Source organism: Clostridium sp. NSJ-49 (assembly GCF_014287725.1).
Lineage (GTDB): Bacteria > Bacillota > Clostridia > Clostridiales > Clostridiaceae > Clostridium > Clostridium disporicum_B.
On the sequence record NZ_JACOOP010000074.1, the window covers coordinates 1 to 10,569 of the forward strand.

13 protein-coding genes are annotated in these 10,569 nt (G+C 28.0%); 9 read left to right on the plus strand and 4 right to left on the minus strand.

The features are described 5' to 3' along the window. On the minus strand, positions 1–102 hold a 102-nt coding region (locus H8S10_RS16785; protein ID WP_347707662.1), incomplete at its 3' end, for an IS1 family transposase. Between the two features lie 126 nt (positions 103–228). Between H8S10_RS16785 and H8S10_RS16790 the strand changes: the two genes are divergently transcribed. The 4 genes from H8S10_RS16790 to H8S10_RS16805 all read left to right on the plus strand — a co-directional run bounded on the left by H8S10_RS16790 (position 229) and on the right by H8S10_RS16805 (position 3,135). After that, positions 229–384, plus strand: a complete 156-nt coding sequence (locus tag H8S10_RS16790) for a hypothetical protein (RefSeq protein WP_186839634.1) — start codon at positions 229–231, stop codon at positions 382–384. A gap of 85 nt (positions 385–469) precedes the next feature. Continuing rightward, positions 470–625 (plus strand): hypothetical protein, encoded by a 156-nt coding sequence (locus tag H8S10_RS16795; RefSeq protein ID WP_172675779.1) that lies wholly within the window; start codon positions 470–472, stop codon positions 623–625. A 141-nt stretch (positions 626–766) separates the two neighbouring features. After that, positions 767–2,866, plus strand: coding sequence for a sodium-translocating pyrophosphatase (locus H8S10_RS16800; RefSeq protein ID WP_186839635.1), 2,100 nt, complete (start codon positions 767–769; stop codon positions 2,864–2,866). A gap of 65 nt (positions 2,867–2,931) precedes the next feature. Continuing rightward, positions 2,932–3,135 carry a heavy metal-associated domain-containing protein gene (locus H8S10_RS16805; RefSeq protein WP_055268121.1) on the plus strand — a complete coding sequence of 68 codons (204 nt, stop codon included), beginning with the start codon at positions 2,932–2,934 and terminating at the stop codon, positions 3,133–3,135. 33 nt (positions 3,136–3,168) lie between these two features. Here the strand turns inward: H8S10_RS16805 and H8S10_RS16810 are convergent, their stop codons facing one another. Next, the gene (locus H8S10_RS16810) at positions 3,169–4,326 is read right to left on the minus strand and encodes an amidase domain-containing protein (protein ID WP_347707687.1); all 1,158 of its coding nucleotides are present in this window, start codon (positions 4,324–4,326) and stop codon (positions 3,169–3,171) included. Between the two features lie 153 nt (positions 4,327–4,479). Between H8S10_RS16810 and H8S10_RS16815 the strand changes: the two genes are divergently transcribed. From H8S10_RS16815 to H8S10_RS16835, 5 genes are all read left to right on the plus strand, one after another. Further along, a complete protein-coding gene (locus tag H8S10_RS16815; RefSeq protein WP_186839636.1) occupies positions 4,480–5,430 on the plus strand; it encodes a metallophosphoesterase in 951 nt (316 codons plus the stop codon). Positions 5,431–5,437: 7 nt separating this feature from the next. Then, positions 5,438–6,367, plus strand: a complete 930-nt coding sequence (locus H8S10_RS16820) for a dipeptidase (RefSeq protein ID WP_055268115.1) — start codon at positions 5,438–5,440, stop codon at positions 6,365–6,367. A 93-nt stretch (positions 6,368–6,460) separates the two neighbouring features. Next, a complete protein-coding gene (locus H8S10_RS16825) occupies positions 6,461–7,204 on the plus strand; it encodes an SDR family oxidoreductase (RefSeq protein ID WP_055268113.1) in 744 nt (247 codons plus the stop codon). Positions 7,205–7,235: 31 nt separating this feature from the next. Further along, positions 7,236–7,637 carry a hypothetical protein gene (locus tag H8S10_RS16830; protein WP_055268111.1) on the plus strand — a complete coding sequence of 134 codons (402 nt, stop codon included), beginning with the start codon at positions 7,236–7,238 and terminating at the stop codon, positions 7,635–7,637. Positions 7,638–7,780: 143 nt separating this feature from the next. After that, a complete protein-coding gene (locus tag H8S10_RS16835; RefSeq protein WP_055268109.1) occupies positions 7,781–8,176 on the plus strand; it encodes a DUF2871 domain-containing protein in 396 nt (131 codons plus the stop codon). 33 nt (positions 8,177–8,209) lie between these two features. On the opposite strand, the gene H8S10_RS16840 is transcribed toward H8S10_RS16835, so the two are convergent. Then, positions 8,210–9,712: a HAMP domain-containing sensor histidine kinase gene (locus H8S10_RS16840; protein WP_186839637.1), complete on the minus strand. Its 1,503-nt coding sequence runs from the start codon at positions 9,710–9,712 to the stop codon at positions 8,210–8,212. Next, positions 9,705–10,388, minus strand: a complete 684-nt coding sequence (locus H8S10_RS16845; protein WP_186839638.1) for a response regulator transcription factor — start codon at positions 10,386–10,388, stop codon at positions 9,705–9,707. Before H8S10_RS16845 ends, H8S10_RS16840 begins: the two co-directional genes overlap by 8 nt. Positions 10,389–10,569 lie beyond the last annotated feature (181 nt).

The following is a 10,569-nucleotide window of genomic DNA, read 5'->3' on the forward strand; positions in this document are numbered from 1 at the left end:
ACACTGCTTACATTGATACTTTTGTTTAGCCTGCTTATTCATACCAAACTTGTATAGTTTATCAGAATTACAGCGTGGGCATTTTATATTAGTTTTGCTCATTGTTCTTCTCTCCTTTTCGAAGGGGGTATTATTTAGTATCGCAAACCTATTGTATTTCCTTGGGCTGAGAAGAGCAATGTTCATATAACTTAACAGATCGATAATACTTTTAAGGAGGAATGTAATATGCAAAGAAAAAAAATAGACATAGCTTTAGCAAATACTGTTGCAAAAAAGATGATAATAGATGGAGATCCTTGGGATGAAATAATGAAAGAAACTCACTTAAGACTTAAAGATCTTAAAAGAATTCAAAGAGATCAAATAGACACACATTTTTAATTTTATATACAACTTCCACTATTTATTTTTACCAATATGATTAACTATATACATATTAAGAGATGTTTTATAAAAGGAGGAAAATATGAAAAATAATAATAGAAGAGACTACACAAAAGATAATTATTTAAGGAATGGTACAAAAACTCAAAATCAATATGCTAAAAGTAGCTTTAATACTACTATAGAAGAACCAGAGTTAAATGAAAGTGGAGTAGAAGCTAAAAAAAGAGGTTTTTAAAATTTTAAAGTCCCTTAATTGGGACTTTTTAAACTTAAAATAAAAATATAATTTAAATTGACATAATAAAAAAATATATATTCTATAATAAAAATTCTTTTCATATTATTATATAAAAGAATTTTTAAAGGGAGAGTATATATGAATTTAGTAGTTTTTGCACCAGTAGGTGCTACACTAGCATTACTTTTTGCTGTATATTTTACTCGTATTATATTTAAGGTTGATGAAGGTACGGATAAGATGAAGTATATTGCGAATAGTATAAGAAGTGGAGCTAATGCATATCTAAAAAGACAATATAAAGGAGTATCCTATTTTTTTATAGGAATGTTTATAATTTTATTTATATTGGCTCAATTTAATTTTGTTTCAATCTTTGTTCCTTTTGCATTTATAACTGGAGGATTCTTTTCAGGTCTTAGTGGATATCTAGGAATGAAGATAGCAACTAATGCAAACTCAAGAACTGCAAATGCATGTAGTAAAAGTTTAAATAGTGGGTTGAGAGTTGCTTTTTCAAGTGGAGCAGTTATGGGCTTAGTTGTAGTTGGACTAGCATTATTAGATTTAAGTATTTGGTATTATATTTTAAATTGGTATTATAAAGCATTACCTATGGCAGAGAGAATAGGTTATATAACTTCATCTTTATTAACTTTTGGAATGGGTGCATCTTCTATGGCATTGTTTGCAAGAGTTGGTGGAGGAATATTTACTAAAGCTGCAGATGTAGGAGCAGATTTAGTAGGAAAGGTAGAGATAGGAATACCAGAAGATGATCCGAGAAATCCAGCAGTAATAGCTGATAATGTTGGGGATAATGTTGGGGACGTTGCAGGAATGGGAGCTGACCTTTATGAATCCTATGTTGGATCAATTGTATCTTCGTGTGCATTAGCTGTATCAGCAGGACTTTCTATAAATGGTGTAACAGTACCATTAGTAGTTGCATCTGTTGGTATTATTGCATCTATTATAGGAACGTTTTTTGTAAAATCTAAAGAAGATGTATCTCAGAAAGTATTGTTAGGTGCTTTAAGAAGGGGAGTATATTTTTCTTCAATAATAATAGCAATTGTTTCTTATTTTATAGTTGTAAATATTCTTGGAAAAGAACATATAGGAATATATTTTGCTATTTTAAGCGGACTAATAGCTGGACTATTAATAGGATTTTTTACTGAATATTTTACAAGTGATCATTATAAACCTACTAAATCTATAGCAAAGGCTTCTGAAACAGGACCAGCTACTGTTATAATAAATGGATTATCTGTAGGAATGTTATCTACTGCTTGCCCAGTAGTTATAGTAAGTATATCAATTTTAGTTAGTTATATTTGTGCAGGAGGATTAAATAATTTTAATCAAGGTCTTTATGGTATAGCTATATCGGCTGTAGGTATGTTATCTACTTTAGGTATAACATTAGCTACAGATGCATATGGACCTGTAGCTGATAATGCTGGTGGAATAGCAGAGATGGCAAGATTAGATAGAGAAGTTAGAAAGAGAACTGATGCATTAGATTCATTAGGGAATACAACAGCAGCAACTGGTAAAGGATTTGCTATTGGTTCAGCAGCTTTGACAGCATTAGCTTTTATAGCTGCCTATAAGGATTCAATAGAATCTTTAGTTATAAAAAACAATTTGGATTTTACATTTGATTTATCTATATTAAATCCTCAAGTTTTAATAGGTATTTTTATAGGTGGTGCAGTAACCTATGCATTTTCATCACTTACAATGAGTGCAGTAGGAAAAGCTGCAAGTAAGATTGTTGTTGAAGTAAGACGACAATTTAAAGAAATAAAAGGTCTTATGGAAGGTAAAGCAGAACCAGATTACGCATCATGTGTTGATATATGTACAAAGTCAGCATTACATGAGTTAGTTAAAATTGCAATAATAGCTGTAGCAACACCGCTAATAGTTGGATTGATTTTAGGACCAAATGGAGTTGCAGGATTGTTATGTGGTGCAACTGTATCAGGTTTTGTACTAGCTGTTATGATGTCAAACTCAGGTGGATCTTGGGATAATGCTAAAAAATATATTGAAGCAGGAAATTATGGAGGAAAAGGATCAGAATCTCATAAAGCAGCTGTTGTTGGTGATACAGTAGGTGATCCATTTAAAGATACGTCAGGACCAGCATTAAATATATTAATTAAGCTTATGTCAGTTGTTTCAATAGTATTTGGATTAGTAGTAGTAACATTCTCATTATTTTAATATTTATAATACTTTTCTATTTTGCTAATACTATTCTTGAGTAAAGTAAGAAAGGAGAAATAAGTATGGATATAGTACATTATAATGTTACTGGATTAATAAATAATTCCACTAAGACTCAAATAAAAAATGCATTAGACAAGATAGACGGTATTCAAGAGGTATGTGTTGATCTTGGTAGAAGTAGTATTGAAGTGGCCTTTAATGAAAGTGTTACTGAAGCAGAAGTAAGAAATTGTATTGAAGAAACAGGATTTTCAATAGAATAATAAAAAGAAAAGGAGCAACTTTTGCTCCTTTTTTTAATAATATACATCTATAAAGTGAAATCTTATATTTTTATTGCTCCATCCTAAATCATAAGGAACTAACAATCTATCTGTATTGTGACATGTAACTAAAGGGTAACCTTTAGAATCAAGTCCAGTTACTGTTGAGATATGAGTTATACGTCCTTTCTTTTCATAGGCTACTATATCACCAGGTCTTAATTGAAATGCTGATTTATATGTTTCTTGGTAGCTACCCTTAGCTATGTATGAGCCTCTTCCGCTACTTATAATATAATTTTTAAATCCTTGAGCATTTACCCAAGCTTTAGTTGCATCGCCTTTATTATAATTCCAATAATCATTTTTTTTGAAGCCACCACCTTCATAAAGAATTTGAGATGCAAAGTTTGCACAATCGCCACCTTCAGGATTAAAATTTCTGTAATTAGGATTATACTTAAATAAAAACTCTTCATTATCTGAAACTCCGCAATATGTATGTGCATAGTCTATGGCTTTTTGACAACGTTCATTAATGGTAAACTCAGGTTTTTTGCAAGATAATATATAATCTTTTATTTCATCAGATTTAATATTTTCAAGATTTAAAGAATCAGCTAACGGATCTGTATACCATTCCTTTGTTATTATATAACGGTCTCCTTCTTTTCGTAAATTTAAATAATGATAAGTTCCAAGCTTAAATCTGTTTTGTTCAGATGGGGAGTCTAGATAACTATAGTAGAATTCAGTAGATACATAACATATTACTCCAAAAAGGTTAGGTTCTTTTTCTTTTACTTTTTTAACCTTTAAGATCGAATTGATTCTATCGAATTTTGCTCCTTGTTTCTCAGACCAATTTGAAAAATATTGAATTTTTGTAGTTTCATTTTCATATGCCCATTGCCCAACTTTTTTAGTTAAGTCGTAAAAGTTTTTTAAACCTTCAGTATCTTTAGATAATATAGCAGAATTTCTATTTAAAAATAAGTTTTCTAATAAAGCTTGAAATTGATTTTTTAATTCTTCAGAATTATCTGTATTATTTTTTAAATCTAATATTTCCTCTTTCATAACAGTTAACTCATCTTTAGATAATGGGGTGGCAAAACAAATAGTATTAATATTATAAATTGCTAGGAAAAGAACTAATATAATCTTAAGACTAAAGCTATTATGATACACATCTAGTCCTCCTTTTTTAAAAACGAAATTATGATAATAGTTTGCTCTAATTTGTTTTTTTATATGTAGTAATAATTTTTATATGTTTTTTTAAATAACCTTTAAAGAAAATTTTACATAGGATATAAAAAGAAATTTTATGAAGGGTTATTTATGAAAAACAAATTAGACTATTTATATGATAATGCTTTTACTATACCTTTTGATGATTCATCAAAATTAGTATTTATATCAGATGTTCATAGGGGTGATGGAACGTATTTTGACTCATTATTACCTAATGCTAATATATATATTACTGCTTTAAAATATTATTTAAGAAATGGATATACTTATATTGAAGTTGGAGATGGAGATGAATTATGGAAGAATAAAAATTTTAATGAAATAGCATATACATATGAAGAAGTATTTAAAATATTTAATAAATATAAGAAGAAAGATAATATTTATATAATTTATGGTAATCATGATATAATTAAAAGAAATAAAAAATTTAAGGATATTCAAGAGAATGCATTAAAGAAAATTGGTGCTGACTATGGAAGAGAATTTTTAAAATTTATAGAGGATATAGAATTTTATCCAGGATTGAATATGTTATATACACCATTAAATGAAAAGTTTTTAGTTACTCATGGGAATCAAATGGATTTTGGCAATAATGAATTGTGGTTTGTAAGTAGATTTTTGGTAAGATATATTTGGAAATTTTTATTTGGAATCGCAGGGTTTAGAGATCCTTCAAGCTCAGCTAAAAATAAGACAAGAAGGACAAGAGTAGATTTAGAACTACAAAATTGGGCTAGAGATAATGGGAAGATGTTATTGTGTGGACATACACATAATAGTAGATTTCCAGGTGAATTTGAACCACCATATTTTAATGATGGATGCTGTATATTACCTTATGCAATGACATCTATAGAGGTAGAAGGAGGAGATATAGCATTAATAAAATGGAGTGTTGATGCTCAAGATTCAGGAGTATTATGGGTAAAAAGAAAGATTATTGGTGGGCCAAGAAAGATTTCCACATTTTTATCATGGGCTAAGGAAGAAAGATTACGAGTTAATAGAGAAAATAATAAGAAAAAGAGGTAAGGGGATAATGATAGATTTACATTGTGATACAGCTGCTAGATTATATTATGAAGGTGGTAAATTAAGTGAAAATAAATATTCTGTAGATATAATGAAGTTAAAAAAAGGTGGAGTTAATGCACAAGTTTTCGCTAATTTTATAGATATGAACAATTGTAGAAATCCTTATGAGGAATTTCTGAATATGTATAATAACTTTTTAAAAGAATTAGATGAAAATAAGGAAAGTATTAATATAGTAACTAATATAAAAGAGTTAGAAAAGGTCAATAATGAAGGAAGAATAGGGGCATTTTTATCAATAGAAGAGGGGGAAGTTCTAGAAGGAAAAGTTGAGAGAGTAAAAAAAATATATGATTTAGGAATTAGAATAATTACCTTAACATGGAATTTTCCTAATAAAATAGGATATCCTAATATAGATTTTCTTTATAAAGATAAAGGCTTAACCCCGTGTGGTAGAGAAATTGTAGCTGAAATGGAGAGAGTTGGAATAATTCCAGATGTATCACATTTATCTGATAAAGGTTTTTTTGATGTATTAGAAATATGTAAGAAACCTTTTATTGCATCACATTCAAATGCAAGAGAAATAAAAAATCACCCTAGAAATCTTACAGATAATATGATAAGAAAATTATCTGAAAGAGGAGGTGTAATGGGAATGAACTTCTGTAGCAATTTTTTAGGTGAATATGAGATATCAAGGTTAGATGATATAGTTAGACATATTGATTATATAAAAAATGTTGGTGGTATAGACGTAATTGCTATAGGAAGTGATTTTGACGGAATTAGCAACAAGGTGGAGATTGAAGATATTAGTAAAATGGATATGCTAGCATATAGGTTAAAAGATAAAGGATACAAAGAAAGTGAAATTGATAAAATATTTAGTAAAAATGCATTAAGAGTATTTAATGAAGTATTGAGATAAAAAGATATTTTTATAAGAATTTACTTTATATTTCATTAATAGTAAAATAAACTTGAAATTAAAGTATAAAACTAAAAGACGGTGATAAATTTTATGGGAAAACTAACAGGAAAAGTTGCACTTGTTACTGGTGCATCAAGAGGTATTGGGAGAGCTATAGCTCTTGAATTAAGCAAGCAGGGGGCAAGTATAGCAATTAATTTTTCTAAGGATGTAGAAGGAGCAGAGAGTACATTAGAGGAAATAATATCTAATGGTGGATATGGAAAGTTATACAAAAAAGATATTTCGAGTGCTATAAATTGTAAAGAATTAATCCAAGATGTTGTAAGTACATTTGGTAAAATAGATATATTAATAAACAATGCAGGAATATCAAAAGTTGGATTATTTATGGATTTTGAAGATGATAGCATTGAAAAGTTGATAAATACGAATTTATTAGGTGCTATGTATTTATCAAAATATGCAATAGCTAATATGATTTCAAGGGGAAGTGGAAATATAATTAATATTTCTTCAATTTGGGGAGATGTTGGAGCATCTTGTGAGGTGGTATATTCAGCATCAAAAGGTGGTATAAATTTATTCACTAAAGCATTAGCTAAAGAGGTAGCATCATTTGGAATAAGGGTTAATGCTATAGCACCTGGGGTAATAAATACAGATATGAATAATTTCTTAGATGAAGATGAAAAGAGTGATTTAATAAATGAAATTCCTCAAGGGCGTTTTGGTGAATGTGATGAAATTGCAAAAGCTGTATCTTTTTTATGTGATGATAGCTGCAAATACCTAACAGGTCAAATAATAAGAATAGATGGTGGAATAATATAAATAATATTTTAGGTTAAGATGGTGGAAACAGATGATAAAGGTTAAAATAGATAAAAATAAAAGGGGAGAACCTATATTTAAATTAGGATACAAAGAATTAGATGATAAAGAGTTAAGATTTTTAAAAAGGGCAATAATGGAGGGAAAAGAAATAAAAGGTATGTTCAAATATGAAATACCATTAAGATTTTTTATTCCTATTTTTAATAATATTGATAAAGATAATATTAAAGTAGATAGGTATAGTAAAGTTGAGTTTTTAGAGTTTTCTGATTTTTATGATGAAAAATATTTTTACTCCTTTGAAGTTACTCCTAAGTATATGAAAAAATGGAGAGAGGAAGGTTGTCCTAATATATTCAAAATTCAAATAGATAAAGATTCTATGGAAATTAAGAAGGAAATAATATTTAAAAAGATAAGCAGAATTTAAAGGAAGCTAGTATAGCTTCTTTTTTTATGTTAAAATTAAAAAAAATAGTTTTTATGCAAACTATTTTTGCTGAAAGTATTGATAAGATAGTCTAATTATAATAATATATATTTCTAGAGAAAAATTATTAGTTGGAGGTTGTTATGAAAAAGTATGTAAATTTATCAATTTTTTATTTAGTATTAGGATTAGTATTTGGGGTATTTTTTAGAGAGTTTACTAAACTTAATGGTTTTATAGGTATAACGACGTTAAGTGCATTACATGGACATGCATTAATATTAGGATTTATATTCTTTTTAATAGTCCTTATATTAGATAAGTTATTTGAAATATCAAAAGCTAAAGCATATAAAGGATGGTTAATAGCTTATAATGTTTCATTAGTATTTATGTTAATAACATTATTAGTTAGAGGTATTTTACAGGTTAATGGAAGTGATTTTGCTGGATTAAGTCATATTGCAGGATTAGCTCATACTATGTTAGGATTATCATTTATTTGGTTTGCAACTATATTATATAAAAAGGTAAAATAAAGATAAGCTGTGGCATTTGCCACAGCTTATTTTTTAATCATCAATATCTGTAGATTTAGGCAGTGTGAATTTAAATAGTACACCATTAGAAGTGTTAGATATTGAATAAATGCTATTGTGAATATCAAGTATTCTTTTAACTATAGATAGGCCTAATCCATAGCTTTTTTTTGTTCTATCACCAGATTTATCTAGTCTATAAAATTTTGCAAATATATTTTCTAATTCTTTTTCAGGTATATTTACTCCTGTATTTTCTATGTTTATTGTAAAATTATCATTTTCTTCTAATACAGAAATATTTATATTACTTCCTTCGGGAGAGTACTTTATTCCATTTGTAATTATATTTTGTATGACTTGCTCAATTTTTAGTATATCTCCAGTTACATAAGCATATGGTGGAATTGTTATAAAGTTAGCAGTTATTTTTTTATTACTTAGTTCTAAGGAGAATTTTTTAATCATTCCTTGTAGTAATCTTACAATATTAAAATCTTCTAAGGTTAATGTTGCATTATCAGTTTCCAGTCTAGAAAGATCTAACATACTGTTTAATAAAGAATTCATTTTATTAGCTTCATCAATTATAGTTTCTAAATATATTTTTCTATCTTCTCCAGTTACGATATCATCCTTTAATCCTTCTGCATATCCACTTATTATTCCTATTGGAGTTTTCAAGTCATGACTAACGCTAGTAACGAAATCTTTTCTCATATTTTCAAGATTACGTTCTCGTTCTATTTCATTTTCAAGTTTTAAGTTTTTATCTTTTAAGTCATCTAAGGCATTTTCAAGATTACTTGAAAGAAAGTTTAATGTTTTAGCTAAACTACCAATTTCATCTTGTGAGGTTACATCACATTTTGCATTAAAGTCTAGGTTAGACATCTTTGTGGCAACTCTATTAATTTTTATTAAAGGCTTACTGATTAATTTAGCGTATATATTTGAAAGAATTATAGCAACAAATAATATACAAATTAATAGATAAAAATAAAAGCTTTTAATAACAGAAGCAGCTTCTTGGATTGGTTGTATTGATGAAACCGAAATTATAATGGAATCATTAAAATTTTGAAGTGACATAGGAGAAACAACTCCTATTTTTTTATTATCGCTACTTTTATCAGTAAAAATTGTCCATTCAACGGTATCATGAGTTAAAACCCTATCAATGAGTTCACGATTTGATAGTAAGTCTGCACAAAAAGCTGTTAAAGCTGTAGAATCATCCATACCACCTTCGTAGTTTGTTAAATATTTAAGATTACCATCAAGGGAGAAGATAGCCATTTTGGAGTTGTTAGATTCTTCGTAAGAGCTTAGAGCATTATAAAGAGTATTTTTATTAACTAATTGATATGAGTACATAGTTCTAAAAGTATTAACTTCATTTTTTAAATCTTTAACTTTTTTCTCAAGATAAAAATCTTCAAAGAAAAGCAATTGAACTACCATGTTAATAATAAACACTGATAAAATTAAACTAAAAGTTATTGTAAATAATTTTTTTGAGATGCTCTTATTCATGATTTACCTCAAATTTATAGCCACTACCTCTTACAGTAATTATGTAGTTTGCTTTAGAACCTAACTTTTCTCTTAAACGCTTTACGTTAGTATCAACAGTTCGAAGATCGCCATAATAATCTATTCCCCAGACGTTATCTAATATTGTATCCCTAGTTAATGATATTCCTATGTTATCTGTTAGATAAACTAATAGTTCAAATTCTTTAGGTGATAGATTTAAGGTTGTACCATCTACTTTAACTTCATGAGCAAGTTTGTTTATACTTAATCCATTGAAATCTTTAGCTGATGAAAAAGAAGTGCCTCCATCAGAAGTTCTTTTAAGTAAAGCCTTAACTTTAGCTATTAAAACTTTTGGTGAGAAAGGCTTAGTTATATAATCATCTGCTCCAAGTTCATATCCAAAAAGCTTATCTTCTTCTTGAGATTTAGCAGTTAATAAAATTATTGGTACATTAGAAACATTACGAATAGTTTCTAATACAGTAATTCCATCAACTCTAGGCATCATTATGTCTAATAAAATTAAATCTATGTTGTTGTTTTGAAAGGTATTAATCCCTTCGTCACCATCAGCAGCTTCAATTACATTAAATCCATCTTTTTTTAAATAGTCTCTAAGTAAAATTCTAATTCGTATTTCATCTTCTATAATTAAAATATTTCTTTCCATATATACTCCTTGTAAAGTTTTTTATTAAATATAATTATAGACTAAAGTAATATAATTATAAATAGGGTTAATCATATTTCTTAACCCTTATATATCAAGGCCTTTATGGCCAAGATTTTTTATATCACTCAAATTTTTCAGTATCATTTTTGCTCCTTTGGATAAAACTAATAGCATATAC